This window comes from Curtobacterium sp. MCBA15_007, from assembly GCF_001864905.1.
GTDB lineage: Bacteria > Actinomycetota > Actinomycetes > Actinomycetales > Microbacteriaceae > Curtobacterium > Curtobacterium poinsettiae.
Genome location: NZ_MJGM01000001.1, coordinates 24,209 through 45,062, shown reverse-complemented (window position 1 = coordinate 45,062; position 20,854 = coordinate 24,209). Strand labels below are relative to the sequence as shown.

Sequence of the window (20,854 nt, the reverse complement as noted above, 5' to 3'; positions counted from 1 at the left end):
CTGGGGCGAGCGTCTCCGAGAAGAACTTCGGACTGTCGCGCCTGCAGTGATCACATCGACGGGTCAGCCGACGTGTTGCACCCGTTGCAACGGCACGTCACCCGGTGGTTTCGGTGTGCGGTCCGGGTCGTGCAGCGCGACGGGCGGCGCCTTCTTCGTAGATGGCTGGGTCGCGCAGTTTGCGTTGAAGGTCTGGGTTGTCCAGGCGCGGTAGGCCGTGGTCGATCGTCGGCTGCCTGCTTCCGTCCTCGGGACGCATTCGAAGGTACATGGCGCGCATGATGCCCCAGTTCTCGATGAATCCGAGGCGAGCTCCCTGACGGAGGATCGAAGGGGTGTCGGTGTAGTTGACACCATTTCGATGAGCGAGCGCTTGCGCAGGCTTGTCGTCGATGAACGCAATGATCTGTTCGCCGCGTCCTGCTCGTGTCCGGGCGTGTGCGATGACCATCCGTTCGCCCTGGTCTTTCGCTCGAGCCTGACGTTGTTCCCAGGGCACGCCGGTGAGTCGGGCGACGTTCCGGTCGAGGTCCGGATCGATGCCTGATCGGGAGTCGAGCCGTTCAATGTGGCCGGAACGTAGCGCCCAGTTCAACGGACGGTCCACTCGACGGAACCGCGCGTCTTCGCTCTCCTTGTCCAGGATCTCCTGGATGACGTCTTCCGGCATCTGGAGTTGCACGCTCAGGGACCCGAGCACGTTGATGAGCAGGTCCGCTTGACCTGTTGCGAAGAAGTTCAAGCTGGCGCCTGTGTCCAGGATGGAGGCGTTGAACGGTTTCGGGGTTGCTGCGTCAGTCAAGACTGTCGAGGTCGAACGGGCTGGGCGTGACGTCACGGCGGAGCACGCCGGCGGCTTGGAGGTCGGCTCGGAGGAGTTCCGGAGTGGTTGTGCCGTCCACATGCGCCAGCGTTTCGATGCTGAGGAGATCGTCTACGTATGCCTCCGTGGCGTTGTCGAGCATTCGCCGCGCTGGACGCTGAGTGGATGATTCGACGACGCGGGCAGAACGCTCCGCAGACCAGCCGTACCGTCGAGCGAGATAGCTCGCTTCGGTGGGCCACCAACTGTCCGCGGTGTCCTCGTCGATCCATGAGGTGAGAAGCAGCTGGAGAACAGCGACCTGGACCGACACTTCGAAGAAGGCAACAAGGTTCGACAAGTCCCGTTCGGTGACCGATCCCGCGCGCACGGTCGTCGTTTGGAAGAACTCCGGAATCCCGGCTTCGGGGAGGAGCAGGTTTCGGGCGAACGCGTGTGCTCGGGCCTCAGGGTCCCTGTCGTCGCTCGAGGCTGTGTGATCGGTGAACTCCCCGAACACTTTGTGACCAAGTTCGTGGGCGATGGAGAACCGTTGACGCTCGGGGTTGTGTGACGTGGCAACGGCGATGAGTGTTGCCTTCGCGACGTCGTCGACGAGCATCAGGCCGTCAACGAACGCGGGGAGTTCGACGATGGTCACATCAGCGTTCACCGTCGTCTCCACGAGGTCGGACACATCCTTGATGGGCGCGACTCCGAGCTGATGTTCCGTGCGGAAGGCTTCAGCGGCGGTGCGGCCGGCCGCCTCGGTGGCGTCCTCCCGTCGGAGGGAGGTTGGCCTTTCCCACTCAAGCATGGTGGATGCCCACCCCGATGTAACGGAGGTGCGCGTTCACCTCCATGACGAATCGAAGTCGCTCCTGTGCCGCTTCGAGCTGGGTGCGGTCTTCTTCGCTGAGGTTCCGCTTGTTCAGGCGCGCAGCGTGGTGGAGCCGCTCCCGCACCGGGTTCGCATCGGTCAGGGACTCGAGTGTGACGCCAAGTGCGATGGCGATTGCGGACAGCTGTCCGAGCGTTGGTTCTTTCTCACCGCTCTCGATGCGAGACCACGTCGCCTGTGAGATGTCGGCACGGCCGGCAGCTGCGCGCTGGTTCCATCCGAGTGCGGCGCGATGTTGTTCGATCCTTTTGGCGACGTTGACGGTCATCAGTTCCTCCTTGTGAATCAGATTCTAACTCTATGATTCACCTCTGACAACGGAGTAACTCGCCGCACGTCGCGGCTCCACAGAGGCGCATCGCGGCGCCCGTACACCGTGCCGTGCCGAGCTTCTCGCCAGTGCCGAGCCGGTTCGCATCCACGGTCGCGTTGCAGCAGCGCGCATGGAGGCGGCGGGCGCCGTTCGAGTGGCAGTTCACCCTGCAAGTCGGAGCTCATATGAACCTCATCCGCCGCAGCCGGCGGGACGCTGTCGAAGCGGAGGTCCTCGAAAAGCGTGTTATGACGGCGTCCCGCAGGCTCGAGCGACTGCTCCGCAACCGGTTCGAGGTGCAGCCGGTCGGCGCATCAGAGCGGATCGCCGCGCGTACATGGGATGTGCGCCTGCTGCCATTACTGAAGGCGCGGGCCCAGCGACTTCTTGCCTCCGACGGAACGCCGCCTACAGCCTGGTTCACCGATTGGGTCGAAACAGCATCCGCGCTAGTACTCACGACAGCATCACTACCAGCCGAAGATGCCGTGGGAGCGGACTCCTCGGCGGTGCCGGACCCGCTTCTCCGTATTCCGCTTCTCGGGCTGTGGGGACTGACCGTCGCCACTGCCACTATTGGGGTCCTCAGCTCCCCAGTGTCAGTGGGTCTTCTCGCGACAGCGGACTGGAAATTCATCGGGTCTGTCGTCGCTGTCGTGGTCGGTGCCGCGACCTGCGTGAACTTTGCGGTCGGCTGGTTCCGACGGACGAGCGGCCGCATCGGCTGACATGACGTGTTCCTGTCCGGGACAAGCCACTCGCGGTCGGAGCTGGTCCGTGTCGAGGTCAGCGCGAAGCCGAACCGGGTTGGCGAACGCGACCCTGCTCTACCGCGCATGCCTTGCTGCGAGGCCCAATGAGCCTTCGCCGCACGGTGTTGCACGAACGAGACGTCGTGCGGCATTCTCAACGACTCATGCCACGTCTGAGCCGCGTCATCGCCGAAGCGTCCTCGATCCGATGCCGGTGTCGACGGCCGCGTCCCGAGCACCGGAAGGCGACGAAGACCGGAATCGGCCAGCGCCTCGGGGCCAGCGCCCCGCGATCTTTTCGGCACTGCGAGCGGGCCGGCGCCTAGTGAGCTCACAATCCAGCAGGTCATGCTCCGCGTTGCATGCGACTGCCGTCAGGCGGGGTAGCGGCGTGTCGTCTATCGCTTCTTGCTGGCCTCACCGTGTTGGCGGCTGTATGCGGCAGCCTGCTCGAGGGCAGCGCGAACTCGCGGGCGGTCCTCGTTGCGCACGACCGTCTTTTGCCGGTCGCCGACGATCACACCCAGTCCCCAGACTCGGCTCTGCTTGATCGGTTCACCTCGTCGTACGGAGAACGTCGTCATGGTGTCGCTCCTTCCGATGTCCTGCAGGTTGTTCAACGCTTCTCGCCGCTCTTGCGCGTGAAGTAAAACTCAACGATGAGGCGCATGACAAACGTCAGCGTACTCACGACCGCCAATGCGGCGATAGCTTCCCGAAGGAGGACCCACACTACATCAGGGGTGGTGAACGAGCCAGTGTTCAGTGTCGCTGCGACGAAACCGGTCAGGCAGAGCATGACCGTGCCGAGGTTCAGCGCTCGCGAGAGCAGCGACGGGTGGCGTGAAGCACGTCCACCGTCGAGTCCGGCGAGGCCGACGGCGGCGACCGGCACGGCAAGGAGGGACGGGAGCAACCACGCTTGTTGCAGCGCCTTGCCGGCGAGCTCAAGCTCGTGGTGGCTGAGCAGCCCAAGGATGATCGCGGCGACAATGCTTGTGATGCTGGTGCTGGCGAAGCTTCCGGGAGCGCGTTCGGTGAAGCTGGTGACCAGCGTGGGTGTTCGGTCCCACGCGACACTTCTGATGTAGATATGCGTCCGTCGCTGGCCTCGACGGTCCTGGTAGGTGATGTCGGCTCCGGTGGCGTTCGTTGCGTCCGCTGAGTAGATGCTGAAGTCTGTGAAGTACGTGCCTTCCGGACCGGCGAGCTCCGCGTGGTAGCTCGGGGTGCGGACTGCGTTCGTCGGCAGGAGATAGAGCCTCAGGGGAGGGACACCGAGCCCGAGTCGCAGCATGTCGAGTAGTCGCACGAGACGCTGCTGAAGGCGCGGCGTGCCAGGGGAGGGGAGCTCGTTGACTGCAACGACGCTGGACTCCACCGTGAACCGATGCGTCCACGGCCACGCTCGCTCATCGACGTCTTCATGGGGAACTGGAACGGCGATCACCTGCTGTCGCAGCACAAGCTCGACAACGTTCGCCGCGACGTCCGCGAGTGTGTCGTCTCGACCGCAGAGCGCCGCGAGAGCCGTCCGGAGCCGGTCGATTTCAGACTCTTCGATGGTGCCGGTGCGGGTGAGCGTGCGGAGTAGGTCATTTTCCAACCCATGGGACGGGTCCGTGTACTGCTCGAGCGTTCGCCTTCCGAGCGGTCGAAGCAGGTGGCGGAGGCAGAGCGCGATGTACAGAGCGACCCGCCGGGAGTCGACCGTTGAGAGTCGCTTGCCGCCGCCATCAGCAATGCGCAGGCCGCTCGTTATCTCGTGCCTGGAAGGCACGAACAGCGGAAGCAGGTAGTCACTTGGTGCTGCGGCTGCCTCCTTGCGCTGCCGTCGCGTGGGTTTCGGTGGGGGTGGGATGACAACTGAGTACGACCCTGTTGTCTTCACGCTGCGTGATGCGTGCTCGACTCGTTCACTGATGCGAGAGAACACGTCGTTGGGCAGAAGGAGGGCCTTGAGGAAGAACTGATACTGCGCGCCGGTCCCCGCCATGTTCCTCGCCAGCGCGTCGACATCGGCGGAGGAGACGTCTGCTAGTGGGGAAGGCCGCGAGCCCAGGCTGATCGGTCGGGTGCGGCTGAGGAGCTGGCCGACGGCGTAAATGGCGAGGAGTGCGACGGCACCGACGGCTATCAGCGTTGACGTTGGCACATCCGGCAGGGACCACTTCGGCCAAATCGCGGAGACCACCATGGCGATGGCGACGCTGGTACTCGCGACGGCGAGAATCGGCACGAGCAGCCACTTCGGCATTGGACATCCCCTCATCTTTGATCGGAGCCTACGGCAGAGCCGCGCCCTCCCACGGCGCGAGACGGCACGCGGTGATGACTTCGGCGGCCCTGCGCAGCGGGAACCTCGGCTGAGGGTGCTCCGCGCATAGGCCACACGATGAAACAGATATCGATGGCCGCGCCCGCCCGGCTTGCAGGCGTAGCACCCACCCGGCCCGCAAGTGTGACAAGGGGCGCGCCTCGGCTCGAGGCCACCCGTCGGCGCGCTGGATGCCGCGGTGGAGCTCCCATCATTTGGGGTTACATGGCATCTGCGATGGCGCTGCGTCCAGCGTTGCCCCTGGGTGAAGTGGTGCGATCCCGGAGCGTGATTCTGGATGGGGCCCGCTTCCCGTTGACTGATTGGCCGTCGACGGCGCACGGCGCTCCGGGCGCGGTGGCCCCCTGCGATACTCGTTGGATGACCTCCGCCCCGGTGACGCATCTCGTCGTCGAGGCGACGAACGGAGCATCCAGCGACACCTCGAACCAAGTGATGGTGTCTGGCCTCCCGGACGTGAACTCTCGCGGGGAACCGTTGACCGCGTTCGCACGCGAAGTACGCAGAGATGTGTTGGAGCACCTTCACCGGCAGGGGTTCCAGTTTGTAGACGGTGGCCTCGCTGCGCCGCACGTCGACGACAAGTCCGCATTGCGGTCGTTGCATCGTGAAGCAGTGCGAGCGAAGGTCGCCCACGCGTTGCCGTCGCTCGCCCGCTATGAGAATCGGTTCGTCGCCCGTCTTGCTGACGGTGCCAGCGTCGTCCCAGAGCGCATCAGGCCTCGCCTGGTTGAGGTGACTTCGCCCCGAAGCGAGGACGGGCTGCTGTGGCGCTGGGCTACGCTGCACTGGTCCATTCCCGTATCGAGCGGATACGGTCGCCGTCTTCGTTTCCTTGTCGTCGACGACGGTCACGACGGGCGGCTGATGGGACTGGTCGGCCTGACCGATCCGGTTTTTGCAATGCGGGCCAGGGACGGCGCCATCGGCTGGGACGCGCAGCAGCGCCGGGACGGCCTGATCCACCTGATGGACGCATTCGTGCTCGGCGCGGTGCCCCCGTATCGGGGGATCCTTGCCGGGAAATTGATGGCGCTGCTCGCCACCAGCAACGATGTTCGTTCCGTGTTCGAGCAGAAGTATCGGACGGCGACGAGTCGTATCTCCGGCGTTTCACGCCATGCCCAGCTCGCTGCGGTGACGACGTCGTCTGCTCTGGGGCGCTCGTCTGTTTACAACCGTCTTCGGCGGCAGGACGGCTCGCTTTCGATGCGTCCGGTCGGGTACTCCTCTGGTACCGGCGACTTTCATTTCACCGGCGGCATCTATGAGCGGTTGGTCGAAGTGGCGGCAGCGGCACTGGATGGCAAGGCGACGCAACGTCACCAGCAGTGGGGTGGAACGAGTTTCCGTAACAGACGTGAGGTTGTTCAACGCGCGCTGCTGGAATTGGGGTTAGACGGCCGGCGCTTGCGCGCGCACGGGGTGCAACGACAGCTGTTCCTCGGAGCGACTGCCGAGAACTCCGAGGAATTCCTTCGCGGGGAGGCAGGCACCTTGGGTGGGAGAGCAGGTAATACGGTTGACGAACTCGCTGAATGGTGGAAGCACCGCTGGGCGGTCCCGCGTGCTGGACGGGAGACCAGCTGGCGCGACTTCCGCGCCGAGAGCTGGCAGCTCTACGGAGCCGAATGAACGACGATGACGGGCGGTCTTGCTCCGCCGAACGGTTGCTCAGTACGCTGAACCGAACCAGCGAGTCGCAGCAGCGAGCACGGGAAGACGCGCACTGATGAGAGATCCGAACCGTCCGTCAACGGTGCACCCGTCAGACGGTGACGAGTCCGAAGCGGCTCTTGCCCCAACATTTCGCAGTGATGTGACGGCGGAACTGGTCCGCAGCCAGGCGTCTGATGCCGATGTGGTTTGGGCTGCTCGCGTGTCCACCGTCGGAGAGCAGTCCCGAGCCGCTTTCGATGAGGACCCGGCTCGCTCTGAAGGCCTGATCCGGTACCTCATGCGGAACCGGCACGGCACTCCCTTCGAACACAACTCGCTGACGTTCTACATCCAGGCACCGATCTTCGTCTTCCGCGAGTTCCACCGGCATCGGATTGGCTGGTCGTACAACGAGGAGTCTGGGCGGTATCGGCGGTTGGCTCCCGTGTTCTACCTCCCGGACGATGACCGGCCATTGTTGCAGACCGGGAAAGCCGGCCACTACGAGTTCACTCCCGGGAGTCCGGAGCAGCACGCGGTCGTTGTGGACGAGACCCGGCGGTCGGTGACTGTCGCCTACGACGCGTACGCCCGCATGCTCGACGCTGGAGTTGCCCGGGAGGTCGCTCGTGGTGTCCTTCCCGTCGCGACGTACTCCTCGATGTATGCCACCTGTAACGCTCGTTCGTTGATGGCGTTCCTGTCGCTCCGGGTCCAGGCGCCAGATGCGCTGTTCCCGAGCGCGCCGCAGCGCGAGATTCACATGGTCGCCACGCAGCTGGAGACGCAGTTTGCGCAACTCATGCCGATCACCCACCGGGCGTTCGTCGACGCGGGACGCGTCGCGCCGTAGGATGGTCCTCTACTATCACGCTGGTGCGTGGCTCGGGGGAGCGACGCGCCGGGCGGTTCGCCGCATCTGAGAACGACAGCGTTCGTTCCGGGAGAGATTGAGACGAAAACTTGTCATGGCAGCTTTGATTCAGGCAGAGATCACGTCGGCGCTGCACTCGCACCGGTTGGTGAGCGCCACTGGTTGGCGGCAGGAGCACGGCACGAGTACCTACACCTGCTCGTGTGGAGAGTCGTTCGATGTGGATCCTCGGTCGGCGAACGTCGCGACGCCGGCGACGTTGCTGGCGGAGCATCAAGCTCAGGTGCTGGAACGGATGGGGTTCGCTCGACGGGCCGACGCGTTCGACGCTTCCACGCTTGAGACTCTGGTGAACGTGCTGATCGAACGGAAGCGCGCTGTCACAGCGGCGTTACAAGGTGCACGGCGTAGCCACTCGTCCACGGACGAACGACGGCTCCTGGGCGCTGAGGCAGAACTTGCAACGCTCTTGGAGACAGTGCATTCGTATGTTGGCATTCGTACCCATGGTGGGCAGGTGGAGCTGCCGATCGACCGTCTGGAGCTATCTGTCGCTTAGGACGTCGCTGGCCTATTCACGTCTCCGCGTCCGGCTTCAGCGTCCCCGGAGTGGGCCTCGACCGGCTATACATAGAGGGTGAATAGTCCTCAACCGGGTTCCGGCGACCTCTCAGAGGAGCAGCTCGCGCTGCTGCGTGACTCGTCGATTTTTTCCGGTGGCGTGCTGCAGACGACCGATCGGACCTTTATCCCGGTCAGCTGTGTCGCGAACGGCCGAAAAGCGGTGGTGTGGCAGGTCGTCGACCGGCGCGGACGCCGGTACGCGGCGAAGATCGCGCTGGCCGAGGACTATGCATCACCGGATCGTGGGATTGAGGACGAGTTCCGGCTGCGTCTCGGCCTGCAACCGCCGCTGTTTACGACATGCGAGGACGTCGGTGCCTTCACCGCTGAGGGCATGCCCGAAGCGTTCGTTGTCATCGTCGAGCAGTGGGTGGATGACGGGTTCACGTTGCAGGACCTGGTGGAGAAGCGCTCCGACGAAATCACCACAGCAACCATCATGAGCTTCGCGCTGCAGATGACTGATGTGCTGGACGCGCTCGAGCGAGAACAGCTCGAGCACGATGATCTGCACGCCCGTAACATCATGCTGCGCCCGTCTCGACCGGGAGAGGTCGCAGCGCACGACCCCGCCGGGGCCGGTTTCCAGCTTGTCGTGGTCGATACGGGAAGCTTGAAGCCCACATCGGCGACGAAGAAGAAGCTTTCGGACGTCGACCACATCGCGCATCACATCGCGGTCATGCACAACGTCGTTCGACGGCGACGAGACCTGAGCCTCGACGATCGGCGATTGTTGCACCTGCTGGAGCCGTTGCTCAATCAGATGACCGACGATGATGCCGGCCGCAGCATCCGCACCGGCGCAGAGATCCGTGAAGCGCTCCGTGTCGTCGCGCGGGACGCAACGTTGTCCCTCGGCGGACGTCAGGAGTTGAAGGAGCCATTCGAACTGATCAACGCGGAGCAGATTCGCAACGACGAACTCCTCCTGGACCTCTTCGCGGAGACGACTTGGCTGAGTCAGCTCACCTCGGGTGACGCCGTCCTCCTGACTGGGCCTCGCGGCTGCGGAAAGAGCATGGTGCTGCGGTGGCTGGCGCTGCGGACGCATGCGAGCGTTGACCGCCGCGTACCGATGGAAGATCTTCACGTGAGTGGCATCTACGTCAGCTGCGCAAGCGACGTGCAGACCCGGCTCAGTGCCTTCCAAACACGCGACGACGTCGACGGCATGGAGGAGGAAATCGTCTTCTTCTTCAATCTGCTGCATATCCTTGAATTGGTTCGCACGCTCGGCGTCGTTGCGCAGCGGGGCGATGCGCAGGAAGTGTTCGGGCTCGGTAAGGACGAAGCGGCGCGCATCTATGAGCTGATTGAGAAGCACCTGACTCCGGCGGCGCCGACCGTCCGATTCAACCCGAACCCGCTCGCGTCGGCAACGCACCTGGTTGAACGGGAACTCTTCCGAAGCCAGCGGCGACTTCACGAGCGCAAGAGCGCGCCATCGGCACCTGTCACGTTGATCGGCGACGTAACAGCGGACCTCGTGCAGATCATGCCGTTCTTTCAGGCCCACCCGATCGCTTTTCTCCTCGACGACTTCAGCACGCATCGTGTCAGCGAGGCTGTCCAGGAACTCGTCTTCAACATTGTCTGGGGACGTCAGCCAAGCCATCACTTCAAGGTGTCGAGTGAGAAATACGGAACAGTGAACTCTTGGTCAGGGCTCACCTCCGACCCGGACCGCGAACGAATCGAGATCGATTGCGGTGCGGAATTCCTCGACGACACCAAGGCCGGGTATGGTGCACCGAATAAGAGGTTCATTCAGAATCTCCTCGACCGGCGCCTGAAGGCGGCAGGCTGGGTCGGCACTGCGCAGGAATTGATCGGGGACTCACTCGATCACAAGGCGATGAATGCGAACCTGCGTGCAAGCGGGAAGCTGAAGGCAACGTACTATGGCCTTGACGTGCTGGCAATGTTGTGCAGCGGGGACATCGCCGCCCTACTCATGCTCTATCGGCGCATCCTCTCGAAGAGCAACAAAACGTCACGAAAAGTAATAGCGGCACGGGCGCAGCACAATGCGGTGGAGGAAGTGAGCCGCCTCCTCCTGAATGCCGTAGTGCATCATCGTCCTCTCGGGGATCGACTGCTCATGTTCGCGCGCGAATTCGGAACGTTCGTCGGAGCTGCATTGCAGGACGGGAAGGGTATCCGGGAGCACAGTCAGATTGTTCCGGTCGAGATTCCCCGCATCGAGGTGGAAAGCAATCTCGGCATGGAGCAGGAACTTCCCGGCGGGGAGTTTGAATTGATCAAGGAACTGCTCCGACGTTCAGTGTTCATTGAACTCACTCTGGGGCGCAGCCGTCATTCACGGTTGTCCACGCTACGCTGGCACTTCCGACGCATCTACCTCCCAGTATTCCGGGCCGGACTGTACAAGAACGATGCAGTGAAGATCAGCCCCCAACAATTCCAACTCATGCTCGAGCAGCCGAAGCTGATTCTCGAGCCGGAGTTGGAGAAGCGACGACGGGCGGTGGTTGACCCAGCGCAGGAGCAACCTTCGGATGTGCAGCTGACGCTGTTCGACGGTGAGGGGCTCAACTCGTGAGGTTCCGAAGGGTCGAGCTCGTTGACATGCACGATGCGTTCCCCAAATTGGAACCGCTCACCGTCGCTCCGGTAACCGATCTCCTGATCGTGGTGAACGGATTCGAGGAACGCAGCACCAGGTACGCATCACTTCTGGCAGGCGGGAGCGCGAACGTCGTTGAGGCAGTCGTCCTGAAATTCGCAACAAACCGTGATGACAACGAAGCGCAGATGACGGACCTGACGGTGTCATTACAGCAATTGAGTACGCGGATGACGACGATCGACGTCGCGGACCTTTCGTCGAAGCTTGCGCCCTCTGTGCGCGCTGCCGCCGAGCGGTCCGAGAACGATGGCGGGCGCCTGAGACTAACCTTCGACGTAAGCGGTGCAAGCGGTCGGATCATTCTGCGCGTGATGCGGTGTCTCTTCGAGTTGGCCCGTGAGGGTATTTCGATTAACTTGACGGTCGCCTACACCGAAGCGACCGAGTACGCGCCCACGCAGGCTGACGCAGAGAACATCCTCAATCAGCTTCGAGCACGAGCCGAGCTGCTGAAGGGCGTCTCGCCATCCGCGCCTATTGCGGTTGGTCCGGACTACGACGCAGATTCCAGTGGCGCAGATGTTGAGTACATCGGACAGTCAGCCGAAGGGTTACCGGAGCACGCGGTGGTGATCTGCGGCTTCAACGCGAACCGGGTCCGCGTTGCTCTGGACGCGGTAGACCCCGCCTTCAATGCCGATGTCCCGCACCGCGGTGTGACCTACATTGCTGGTGAACCGCCAGCGAAGGATCTGGCCTGGCGGCTGACGGTGATGAAACAGATTAATGCGTATCCGGAGGAGCCGGCGGCGTTCGACTTCCACGACGCGTCCACTCTGCACTACATGGAGACGCTGGACCGGCTCGAGAAGGCTTACAACGAGGGGTTCGGGAAGCAACGCCTGACTGTGATTCCGTTCGGGTCGAAGATGCAAACTCTGGCCGCGGCGTTGTTCTGCGAACTTCACCCTGATGTGCGAGCGCAACTCGTCGCACCGAAGCGCTATCAGGGTTCGGATTACTCGCGCGGAAGCGGACCAACGCATCTGCTCCGTTTCGGGGACCTCACAGGTCTCACCGCTCGAATGTCCACACTTGGTTCGTTGAGGTTCCAAACCGGAGGTGGCCTTCTCACCGGGTGGGATGAGACTGAAATGGTCTGACGGGTCCCGCGAAGGTGCGCCTGTCTGGACGCCGCGGCCTCCGCGGGGACGGGGAACAATGCAACCTCGAGGACCTTCACGACCGGATACACGGCGCCGCCGCCGGCCACGGGAAGACGATCGACGTGGCGACGTCGCCAGCGGACACCGTGAGCGTAGGTGCTCGGGCGTGGTCGGCATCCCGTCGCACCCTGTTCGGGGGTATGTCGAGAGGACAGGGGCGCTCGCACTCTATGTGAGACTCTGTCGAGTGTCTTATCAGTCTTTCCCCGGCCAACTTCCTCCGCGAATGCAGGTCCAACGTGCTCGTGCGACGGTCTTCGCGTTCATCGTCGTTGTGGTCTCCGGCGTCGTGGCTCTTGTCCAGTGGCTTGGCCAGCCAGAAGGCATCGGTCTCCTCGTCGCGCTGGCTGCGGGTGTTGGGTTGCCGCTGGTGACTGCCGGCGGGTATGTGGCGAAGTGCCGGTCCAAGCACACGAGAACGGGGCGGTTGTGCGGGAACTGGCGTTCCGGTATTGCGGAGCGCTGCAGTATCAAGGCGCACCGGGAGTTCTTTACGCTGCACGATGCTCTCGCGTTGATGCTTGCCGCCGCTGCTGTCGGCAACGCAATTCTCTGGTACAACTTCGCGCAATAGCTCTGATTCGCCGCATCTGACGAGGTCATGGCCACTCACACTCTCGATGCCCGGCGCACGCACGAAACCATCAAGCTCGACCCCACGGGACCGCATCGGATGCGACGCGGTGACCGAACGCTTTGGGTGATGGCGGTCCCATCGGACGCGCCAGCGCCGTTCTCTCCTGCGCGACTTCGCCGTCCTGGCGCGCGACACCCTGCGCCGCTGAGGACTTCACCAGTTTCGGGTCTGGTGGAGCGCCCTGCGCCGCACGGCGCGGGTGGATCGACGGGCGGGAGGGGCGGGATCGGGTACCCCGCCCCTCCCGCCCCTCCCGCCCGTGACGGTCGACCGACGGACTGGAGGCGCGGTGCCAGCCCGCACCGCGCCTCCAGTCCGTCTCGTCAGCCGTCTCAGGCACGTGACCGGCCCCTCGGGGGAGGCGAAGGCCGCGCTCTCGTGGCGTCGCTGTTGCACCCGGCGGGGTCCGTGGTGAGCAGCAGCAGCGAGTACGGCAGCGGTTCACGCAGGTGCCACTTCCGGTTCACGCGCCTGCGCCACGCTTCTGCTCTGTGTCACCGAATCGTGTGACCACGCTTCGAGTGGAGAGAACGCCATGCGCCGGTTCCTGATCGCTGTTCCGAGACGTCGGGCCCGCACGGTGATGGGGGTCCTGGCGGTGGCGTGCGCCGTGTCCTTGATCGCTCCGGCGGGCGCATCTGCGGCGACATCCCGGACCGCGCCGCGTCCAGGCGCCTACGGGTACTTCGTGGACACCTACAAGACGAACACCCCTGCCGCCACGACGCCGGAGACGAACGCCGCGACCGGGGTGCTGTCGCAGTTCGGCACCCTGTGGCGCCCGGGATCGTCGTGGGACAACGGGGTCGCCACCAGCGCTGCAGCGCAGCGGATCCTGGACTCGAACATCGCGCAGGCAGCGCGGACCACGCAGACCCGGACGGATGCGCAGGGGCACGAGGCGTACCTGATCGACCGACGGAACCAGAGTTACTCGGCCATCGCGGGTTTCGGTGACCTGTCCGACGCGGTGCGGACCGCGACGAACGCGGGCACGACGATCCCCGACGAGATCCCGGCGGACGCCACGACGAAGCAGTACGCCGACCAGGGCAACGCGAAGGGCGCGTGGGCGGACACCGATTCGGAGCTCGGCGACGTCGTCCAGCTGGTGAACACGCTGCGGGGCGACTACTCCTCTGCCAGCAACGCGAAGAAGTACTACCAGTACCCGCGGCCGTACCGGCAGAGCCAGGACGTCAAGGTGCTGCCGCAGCTCGTCCCCGAGAAGTCCCCGACGCCCGCCACGGACGGCGGCTTCCCCAGCGGACACACCAACGCCGGCTACCTGGCATCTCTGGCCTTCGCGTACGCGTACCCGGAGAAGTACACCGAGCTCCTCACCAACGGCTCGGAGATCGGCAACAGTCGGATCGTCGCGGGGATGCACTCGCCGCTCGACGTCATGGGCGGACGGGTCCTGGCGACTGCGCTGGCAGCGGCCGTCCTGAACGACCCGGCCAACACGCAGCTCGAGCAGCAGGCGCACCAGCAGGCGGAGAAGGTCCTCGCCGCAGCCGGCCCGAGCGCGGTCGATCGGTACGCGGACTACGCAGCGGACAAGAAGAACTACCGCAAACGTCTGACGTACGGGTTCGCGCGCACCGGCGCAAAGACCACCCCGGCCACGGTGCCGAAGGGTGCTGAAGCGCTCCTGCGGACCCGCCTGCCGTACCTCAGCGACGCCCAGATCCGAGAGGTGCTCCGGACGACCGCGCTGCCGTCGGGCTACCCCCTGCTGGACGATGCGGAAGGGTGGGGGCGACTCGATCTGTTCTCGGCAGCGTCCGGCTACGGAGCGTTCGACAGCGCGGTGTCGGTGTCGATGAACGCCGCCGAGAAGGGCCTGGACGCCGCCGACACCTGGCGCAACAACATCGGCGGGAACGGGTCACTGACCAAGCGGGGTACCGGCAGCCTCGCCCTCGCCGGCTCGAACCGCTACACCGGGGGCACCATCGTCCGCGGTGGGACGCTGACGGCGGACTCCGCTGCTGCCCTGGGCAAGGGGTCGGTGGCCACTGTCTCCGGCACGCTCGCCGATGCCAGCACCAGGGTGATCCGAATCGGCGGCAACCTGACGCAGCGCTCGCACGCTGCACTGTCGCTGAGCGTCTCCGGGCCCCGTCCAGCCATGCGCGTCGACGGCACGGCGTCGTTCGGCGGGACGCTGCGGGTGCACGTCGCCAAGGGCACGGCCGTGTCCAACGACGTGGTCCTGATCACGGCGGACCGGATCGCGAAGGGCTCGAGCTTCAGCAGGGTCCGCGTCGCCGGCCTGCCCGCCGGGTACAAGCCCGTGTTGGAGCGCCACGGCAACGAACTGCACCTCGTCAACGCCAACGCGACGAAGCACGGCCACGGCCGGGGCCACGGCGCCGCCTGAGACGGAGCGCGTCAGGCGACTCTCCGGGGCCGGTGGCCACGGCGGGCTGTGCTCAGTCCGCCCCGTCGCCGAGGCCGAGCAGCAGCTTCCGGAGGAGCCCGGCCAGCTGCTGCTCCTCGTCGCTGCTCAGCGTGCCGAGGAGCTCCCGTTCGTTCTCGACGTGCCGGGCCAACGCTGCGTCCACCACCGTCAGCCCGTGATCGGTCAACGTGACCAGCACGCTGCGTCGGTTCGCGGGGTCGGTCTGCCGCGTGACGAAGCCCTTCGCGACGAGCCGGTTCAAGCGGTTCGTGACGGCCCCGGAGGTCACCATCGTCGAGGCGAGCATCTGTCCGACGGCCAGTCGGTGCGGTGATCCCGCACGTCGGAGGGTCGCGAGGAGGTCGAACTCGCCCGGCAGCAGGTCGTGCTCGGCGAGGACGGCACCGACCCTGCGGTCGAGGATCGCTTCGGCGCGCCCGATCCGCCCGATGACGGCCATCGCGCGGACGTCGAGGTCTGGTCGCTCCCGGCTCCACTGGGCCAGGACTCGATCGACGGCATCCTCCATCGGAGCACTCCTTCACGCTGAACTGTTTGACACGAGCCTATCGGGGCCATAATGTCTCAACGTTGAGAAGTTCAGCCTGAAGGAAACACGGTGTGCAGATGACCGACCGCTCCCGATCCACGTCCGCGTCGGCCGGCATCACGCTCACCGCGGCCGTGGCGCCGATCGTCTGGGGATCCACCTACGTGGTCACCACGGAGCTCCTGCCCGCTGATCACCCGATGACGGCGAGCGTCCTGCGTGCACTCCCCGCCGGTCTGCTGCTGCTCGCGCTCCGGCCGGGAGTCCCACCGCGGGGCTGGCGCCTCCGGACGTTCGTGCTCGGCATGCTCAACATCGGGTGCTTCTTCCCGCTGCTCTTCGTCGCGGCCGACCGACTGCCGGGAGGCCTGGCGGCCATCGTCGGTGCGCTCCAGCCGCTCGTCGTCGTGGCCCTGACCCTGGCGCTGCGGTGGGGGCGGCCCGCGATCACCCACGTGGCGTGGGGAGTCGTGGCCCTGGTGGGCGTCGCGCTCGTCTCCCTCAGCGGAGGTGCCGTGTTCGACGTGCTCGGGCTCGCGGCGGCGGCGCTCGGAACGGTGTCCATGGCGTTGGGGCTCCTGCTCACTCGTCGGTGGGGCACCCCGGAGGGCACACGCCCCCTGACCTCGACCGCATGGCAACTCATCGTCGGGGGCGTGGTGATCGCCCCGCTCATCCCGATCGTCGACAGCGGGCCGTGGCAGCCGACCGCCGCCGGGTACGCGGGGTACGCCTGGCTCACGCTGGTCGGTGGGGCCCTGGCCTACAGCGTCTGGTTCCGAGGCGCACGGGCGCTGCCGTCGGCCCGGATCGCGTTGTTGGGCGTCCTCAGTCCGTTGACCGCTGCGGTGCTCGGGTGGGTCGTCCTCGGCCAGGCGCTGTCGCCGCTGCAGATCGTCGGCTTCGTCGTCGCACTCCTCGGCTCCCTGGGTGGGCAGCTCGGACAAGCGGGGTCTCGGGGCCCTTCTTCCGAGCCGCTCAGCCGTAGATCGAGTCCGGGATCTCCGGGCAGGCGGTGACGAGCTCGTAGTACTGGGACTGCGGCAGATCGACCGACCGGTACGGCGACCACGCCCCGTCGCTGTCGACGAACTCCTGCTCGCTCGGGCCGCGCTTCACCGCGATGCCGTGGTCCTGCAGGCACTTCGTGAGCTCGCCCGTGGAGTAGCGGTAGAGCCACTCCAGCTGTAACTCGTTGAAGGCAGTCTGGTACTTCGCGGCCATGGGGTACTCGACCCCGCACGTGTACTCGGCGACCGCGAACGGCTCGGACTGTTCCGCCGGGACTTGTCCGGAGGCGAGGCTCGCGTCGGGCATCGCCTTCGCCTGCGGGAATCCCGCGGCGGTCATGCACCGTTCCTGCGTCGGGGCCCAGTCGGCGTGCGAGACGGTCCGAACGCGGCCGACCACCGGCCGCTCGAGCCCCGGATGGCGTGACGCGACCAGCTGCCATGCCTGATCGGCGTTCGCGTCGAGGATGTTCTCCGCTCGCGCCGCGCTCAGCGCATCGGGCTCCGGCCCAGAGGCAGCCCCAGGCGTGGCACATGCGGACAATCCGGTGACCACTGCGATGCAGACCACGCCCGCCGCTGCGGTGAGGAGCTGATGGTTTCGTCCCCGCAAGGTTCCCCCAAAGAATTGCGATCGGTTCGCTCACGTTAGGCGACTCCATGAGGATGCGCCGCACGGTGTTGATCCTGCGGAACAAGATTCCGGCAATCTTCATCATCTGGAAATCGATTTGTTACGTCGCGCTCGTCGTGCAGCGAGAACGGCGGTGCAACGCGCGCGTCCCTAGCGCGCAGATCTCACCTAGGTCAAGAGAAACGCGGAAGCAGCCTGTCACTGTCAGGGAGTGGATGCTTTGGCTGAGCAACTGCTGTCATTGCCTCACTGCGGAACGAGGAAGTGCCACACGGTCAGTCAACCGGCTTCTTCATCCCGCAGTTTTTCCTGTTCAGAGTGGGGGTTCGGCAGGAGCGCCCTTGCCTGGCATCAAATGACTCAGGGGGGTCAGCATGGAAAACACCATCGCCGAGAAACTGAACTTCGACAGCGAACTCGCGACGGTCGCGCTCATCCGGGATGCCGTCGATTTTCCGATCACCGAACGCACAGTGATCGTGAACCTGGCGCAGACCGATGCATTCACCGGTACGACGCAGCTCGCTCCTCTTCCTCCGCTGAGTTCGACGATCCTCGTCAAAGGGGTCGTCACCGGCGAGCTCATCCTCGCCGTCGCGGCGGCATCCGAGGATGAACAGGAGCGGCGTGCGCGCGCCATCGGCTGGCACGACTTCTACGGTGAGGGCGGGCCGGTTCTGCTGAAGTCGCCGCAAGCAGTGATCGGAACGGTGCTCATCGACCGGCGCACGGTGCTCCACCAGCCGGCGCTTCCGTCGCGGCCCGAACGGTTCACGGTCAAGGCGAACCTGTGGTTCAGCCCGGCCGGCACGGACTGCGGCATCCACAACGTCCATCCGTTCATCGAAGTGCACACACAGATCAGCGGACTCGGGCGAATGCAGAAGTTCGACGAGAAGACCCATCGATCCCTGTACGAGGACCAGATGCTGAGTCCGGGCACCACGAACCCGATCCCGTTCTGTGTCGACGTCGAGGGCACCTTCACCTACCCGTGGCACCAGTACCGAGCCGACTCGGACTGTCTCTGGCTCGCACTCGAGTTCCACGCGGCCTGATCCAGCACCGCCCACCACCACCGACGCCGACCGGTTCGTCACCGGTTCGTCCGGCGTCCCCGAAACCAGGCAGGAGCTCCACCATGAAGACCATCGGCATCGTCTTCGGCACTCGCCCCGAAGCCGTCAAGTACGCACCGCTCATCCACGCACTCCGAGGCGACGAGCGTTTCCGCACCGTGCTCATCTCCACCGGTCAGCACCGGGAGATGCTCACCAGCACGCTCGACGAGTTCGGCATCACGCCGGACGTCGACCTCGCGGTCATGAAGGACGGGCAGAGCCTGTCCGAGGTCACGCACCGGATCCTCGAAGGTCTGTGCTCGGGGAACCACCTCGACGGCCTTGACGCAGTGCTCGTGCACGGAGACACCGCGACGACCCTCGCCGGCGCGCTCGCCGGACTGCACGCGCAGGTCCCCGTCATCCACGTCGAAGCGGGTCTCCGCTCCGGCAACAACTCGTCACCGTTCCCAGAGGAGGCGAACCGCAAGCTCGTCGGTCAGATCGCCGCGCTCCATCTCGCGCCGACACCGGGGAACCACGCGAACCTCATCCGAGAAGGAATCCGAGAGAGCGCGATCACGGTCACGGGCAACACCATCGTCGACGCTCTCGCCTGGGGGATGCAGAACCTCCGCTCCTACGGCGACCCCCGTCTCGAGGACCTCGACACGGATCCCCGACGCGTCATCCTCGCGACCACGCACCGCCGAGAGAGCCACGGACAGCCGATGCTCGAGATCGCTGAGGCCCTCGCGGACATCGCGACCCGCGACGACGTCCGCATCGTCGTGCCGTTGCACCTGAACCCGAAGGTCCGCTCGGTGCTGGTCCCGGTCTTGTCGGGCATCGACAACGTGGACCTCGTCGACCCGCTGCCGTACCTGTCGTTCTGCCGACTGCTCCGTCGGAGTGACGTCATCCTGTCGGACAGCTCGGGGGCTGAGGAAGAAGGCCCCGCCCTGGGGAAGCCGACGCTCGTGCTCCGTGAGGTCACGGAACGCAGCGAGTCGATCCTCACCGGCTCGTCCCGCCTCGTCAGCCGGCATCGTGGCCAGATCGTCGCTGAGGTGCAGCGCCTCCTGAACGACCCGGAGGCCTACGCGGAGATGTCGAACGCGATCAACCCGTACGGTGACGGACGCGCGACCGACCGGACCATCGCGGCCATCGCAAACTACTTCGGCATGGGGCCGGCCGTCATGCCCTTCGTCCCCGGCGCCGACGTGGTGCCCTCGCTCGCATGACCACGCCTTCGACGGCGAGGGTGCCCGCCGGTCTCGTCGCGCTCGCGATCGGTGGGTTCGGCATCGGCCTGACCGAGTTCGTCATCCTCGGATTGCTCCCCGAGGTCGCGACGGACTTCGCCGTCTCCATCCCCCAGGCGGGGTACCTCGTGTCCGGCTACGCCGTCAGCGTCGCATTCGGCGGTGTCTTCGTCACGGCGGTCACGGCGTCGATGCGACCGAAGACGGTGCTGTGCACCCTGATGGTGCTCTTCATCGTCGGCAACCTCGTCTCCGCCGTGGCGAGCGGGTTCGGAGTGATGCTCGTGGGCCGGATCATCGCGGCCCTGTGCCACGGCGCGTTCTTCGGGATCGGTTCGGTGCTCGCCGCCTCGCTCGTCCCGGCGGACCGACGGGCGCGAGCGATCTCGATCATGTTCCTCGGACTCACGATCGCCAACGTGCTCGGGGTTCCGCTCGGCACGTTCCTGGGACAGTCGTACGGCTGGCGGTCGACGTTCTGGACCATCACGGCGATCGGCATCATCGCGCTCCTCGGCCTGCTGGCGTTCATCCCGACGCGGGCCGCGGAACAGCGACCGGCAGGACAGTTCCGCCGAGAGCTCTCGGCGTTCCGCAACGGGCAAGTGTGGCTGTCGATCCTCGTGACGGTCTTCGGCTTCGGCGCGATGTTCGGCACGTTCACCTACGTCGCACCGATCCTCACCGACGTCGCTGGTTTCCCTGACGCAGCGGTTCCGTGGATGCTCGTGCTGTTCGGTGGCGGACTGTTCGTCGGCAACATCGTCGGTGGACGCGCCGCGGACGTGCAGCTCGACCGGACGCTCCTCGTGCTGCTCGGCGCACTGATCGTCGTCCTCGTCGGCTTCGCGATCGTCGCGGGCACACCGTGGGCAGCAGGCCTCGCACTCTTCCTGCTCGGTGCCGTCGGCTTCGCGTCCGTACCGGGGATGCAGATGCGCGTCCTCGAGTTCGCCTCTGCGGCCCCGACCCTGGCATCGGGCGTCAACATCTCCGCCTTCAACGCGGGGAACGCCATCGGCGCCTGGTTGGGCGGTCTCACGATCACCGCTGGTCTGGGCTACCGGTCGCCGATCATCGTCGGCGCTGCGCTCGCCACCACGGCGCTCATCCTCATGATCGCGGCAGCGAGCGCGCATCGGCGCCGCTCCGCATCGTCTCCCACAGCGGCTCCACGCCCCGTCACCATCCCCTCCTGAACCGGA

At 65.3% G+C, this 20,854-nt stretch carries 19 protein-coding genes; 12 read left to right on the top strand and 7 right to left on the bottom strand.

Translation table 11 applies throughout. The annotated features are described in order from the left end of the window. Nucleotides 1–97 precede the first annotated feature (97 nt). Genes BIU95_RS18025 through BIU95_RS00180 form a run of 3 tightly spaced genes read right to left on the bottom strand, consistent with a single transcriptional unit; the run spans nt 98 to nt 1,971 of the window. Nucleotides 98–742, bottom strand: coding sequence for a hypothetical protein (locus BIU95_RS18025; RefSeq protein ID WP_139179567.1), 645 nt, complete (start codon nt 740–742; stop codon nt 98–100). Between the two features lie 52 nt (nt 743–794). Then, on the bottom strand, nt 795–1,619 hold the full coding sequence (locus BIU95_RS00185; protein WP_017887656.1) for an ImmA/IrrE family metallo-endopeptidase: 825 nt from the start codon (nt 1,617–1,619) through the stop codon (nt 795–797). Further along, complete coding sequence (locus BIU95_RS00180) at nt 1,612–1,971, bottom strand: helix-turn-helix transcriptional regulator (RefSeq protein ID WP_031260028.1); 360 nt, start codon at nt 1,969–1,971, stop codon at nt 1,612–1,614. The genes BIU95_RS00185 and BIU95_RS00180 overlap by 8 nt, the downstream gene beginning before the upstream one ends. Nucleotides 1,972–2,201: 230 nt before the next feature. Here BIU95_RS00180 and BIU95_RS18020 point away from each other — a divergent pair, with 230 nt between their 5' ends. After that, entirely contained in the window at nt 2,202–2,744 is a 543-nt protein-coding gene (locus tag BIU95_RS18020) for a hypothetical protein (protein WP_139179566.1), read from the top strand. A 422-nt stretch (nt 2,745–3,166) separates the two neighbouring features. Here BIU95_RS18020 and BIU95_RS18015 read toward each other — a convergent pair whose 3' ends face one another. Together BIU95_RS18015 and BIU95_RS00175 are read right to left on the bottom strand one after the other, a co-directional pair. Next, nucleotides 3,167–3,352, bottom strand: a complete 186-nt coding sequence (locus BIU95_RS18015; RefSeq protein ID WP_139179565.1) for a hypothetical protein — start codon at nt 3,350–3,352, stop codon at nt 3,167–3,169. 32 nt (nt 3,353–3,384) lie between these two features. After that, complete coding sequence (locus BIU95_RS00175) at nt 3,385–5,025, bottom strand: hypothetical protein (protein ID WP_017887655.1); 1,641 nt, start codon at nt 5,023–5,025, stop codon at nt 3,385–3,387. 441 nt (nt 5,026–5,466) lie between these two features. Here BIU95_RS00175 and BIU95_RS00170 point away from each other — a divergent pair, with 441 nt between their 5' ends. From BIU95_RS00170 to BIU95_RS00140, 7 genes are all read left to right on the top strand, one after another. Further along, a complete protein-coding gene (locus tag BIU95_RS00170; RefSeq protein WP_017887654.1) occupies nt 5,467–6,741 on the top strand; it encodes a Druantia anti-phage system protein DruA in 1,275 nt (424 codons plus the stop codon). A gap of 124 nt (nt 6,742–6,865) precedes the next feature. Then, nucleotides 6,866–7,618 (top strand): FAD-dependent thymidylate synthase, encoded by a 753-nt coding sequence (thyX, locus tag BIU95_RS00165; RefSeq protein WP_051067397.1) that lies wholly within the window; start codon nt 6,866–6,868, stop codon nt 7,616–7,618. A 115-nt stretch (nt 7,619–7,733) separates the two neighbouring features. After that, on the top strand, nt 7,734–8,198 hold the full coding sequence (locus tag BIU95_RS00160) for a hypothetical protein (RefSeq protein WP_017887652.1): 465 nt from the start codon (nt 7,734–7,736) through the stop codon (nt 8,196–8,198). Nucleotides 8,199–8,276: 78 nt separating this feature from the next. After that, on the top strand, nt 8,277–10,829 hold the full coding sequence (locus BIU95_RS00155) for a protein kinase (RefSeq protein WP_139179564.1): 2,553 nt from the start codon (nt 8,277–8,279) through the stop codon (nt 10,827–10,829). A 26-nt stretch (nt 10,830–10,855) separates the two neighbouring features. Next, a complete protein-coding gene (locus BIU95_RS00150) occupies nt 10,856–12,019 on the top strand; it encodes a hypothetical protein (protein ID WP_139179563.1) in 1,164 nt (387 codons plus the stop codon). 289 nt (nt 12,020–12,308) lie between these two features. Further along, the gene (locus BIU95_RS00145) at nt 12,309–12,656 is read left to right on the top strand and encodes a hypothetical protein (RefSeq protein ID WP_017887649.1); all 348 of its coding nucleotides are present in this window, start codon (nt 12,309–12,311) and stop codon (nt 12,654–12,656) included. A 751-nt stretch (nt 12,657–13,407) separates the two neighbouring features. Then, nucleotides 13,408–15,105, top strand: coding sequence for a phosphatase PAP2 family protein (locus tag BIU95_RS00140; protein ID WP_017887648.1), 1,698 nt, complete (start codon nt 13,408–13,410; stop codon nt 15,103–15,105). A 52-nt stretch (nt 15,106–15,157) separates the two neighbouring features. On the opposite strand, the gene BIU95_RS00135 is transcribed toward BIU95_RS00140, so the two are convergent. Next, entirely contained in the window at nt 15,158–15,655 is a 498-nt protein-coding gene (locus tag BIU95_RS00135) for a MarR family winged helix-turn-helix transcriptional regulator (RefSeq protein ID WP_017887647.1), read from the bottom strand. A gap of 98 nt (nt 15,656–15,753) precedes the next feature. On the opposite strand from BIU95_RS00135, the gene BIU95_RS00130 reads away from it, so the two are divergent. Then, nucleotides 15,754–16,695 (top strand): EamA family transporter, encoded by a 942-nt coding sequence (locus BIU95_RS00130; protein ID WP_031260024.1) that lies wholly within the window; start codon nt 15,754–15,756, stop codon nt 16,693–16,695. On the opposite strand, the gene BIU95_RS00125 is transcribed toward BIU95_RS00130, so the two are convergent. Then, nucleotides 16,655–17,026 carry a hypothetical protein gene (locus BIU95_RS00125; protein WP_139179561.1) on the bottom strand — a complete coding sequence of 124 codons (372 nt, stop codon included), beginning with the start codon at nt 17,024–17,026 and terminating at the stop codon, nt 16,655–16,657. The two genes, BIU95_RS00130 and BIU95_RS00125, sit on opposite strands and share 41 nt — an antisense overlap. A 668-nt stretch (nt 17,027–17,694) precedes the next feature. Between BIU95_RS00125 and BIU95_RS00120 the strand changes: the two genes are divergently transcribed. The 3 genes from BIU95_RS00120 to BIU95_RS00110 all read left to right on the top strand — a co-directional run bounded on the left by BIU95_RS00120 (nt 17,695) and on the right by BIU95_RS00110 (nt 20,848). Then, nucleotides 17,695–18,378 (top strand): hypothetical protein, encoded by a 684-nt coding sequence (locus tag BIU95_RS00120; RefSeq protein WP_017887644.1) that lies wholly within the window; start codon nt 17,695–17,697, stop codon nt 18,376–18,378. Between the two features lie 83 nt (nt 18,379–18,461). Beyond that, the gene (gene wecB / locus BIU95_RS00115; RefSeq protein ID WP_017887643.1) at nt 18,462–19,628 is read left to right on the top strand and encodes a non-hydrolyzing UDP-N-acetylglucosamine 2-epimerase; all 1,167 of its coding nucleotides are present in this window, start codon (nt 18,462–18,464) and stop codon (nt 19,626–19,628) included. Continuing rightward, nucleotides 19,625–20,848 carry an MFS transporter gene (locus BIU95_RS00110; RefSeq protein ID WP_228500592.1) on the top strand — a complete coding sequence of 408 codons (1,224 nt, stop codon included), beginning with the start codon at nt 19,625–19,627 and terminating at the stop codon, nt 20,846–20,848. The genes wecB and BIU95_RS00110 overlap by 4 nt, the downstream gene beginning before the upstream one ends. The last annotated feature ends 6 nt before the right edge of the window (nt 20,849–20,854 follow it).